We start from the raw sequence: 531 nt of genomic DNA on the forward strand, positions 1-531 counted from the left end.
GCTCCCCGAGGCAGTTTCGTTGTTCGCCACGTCCTTCTTCGGCTCCTAGTGCCTAGGCATCCTCCGTGCGCTCTTATTAGCTTAACCTAATGCTCCGGTTGTTTCGGTCGATCGCTCCTTGCGATTTATTTCTTGATTAGATAACTAATGGTTGAAATAAACACGCAAAAGTCGCACTCGACTCGAAACAACCTTCGCACACATTCAATAATTGCTTAAGGATGTTTCATCTTTCGCTATCCAGTTTTCAAGGTGCAATTGCTTTCGCGACGTCCATTCCGCACCGAATGCTCAACTTCTCGAATAACTTCGAGGTCGGCATCGGAAACTTCCTTAAACTTCGCTTCCGCTTCTTGAGTATGCATCGATCAAGTTTCCGATACTCTCCCAGGGGGAGATGACGGCGTACTTCCTCGATATACCCGCTTGGCGACGTCCTACTCTCCCAGGACCCTGCGGTCCAAGTACCATCGGCGCTGGAGGGCTTAACGGTCGTGTTCGGTATGGGAACGCGTGGTTCCCCTCCGCCAT

General features: G+C 50.8%; 1 rRNA gene. It reads right to left on the reverse strand.

Annotated features, from left to right (window positions below):
• Window positions 1–424: 424 nt before the first annotated feature.
• Window positions 425–531 (reverse strand): 5S ribosomal RNA (gene rrf, locus WFK81_RS30750); the annotation flags it as partial.

Origin of the sequence: Paenibacillus sp. MMO-177 (assembly GCF_037147795.1) — a bacterium.
In the GTDB taxonomy this organism is placed as follows: Bacteria; Bacillota; Bacilli; order Paenibacillales; family Paenibacillaceae; genus Pristimantibacillus.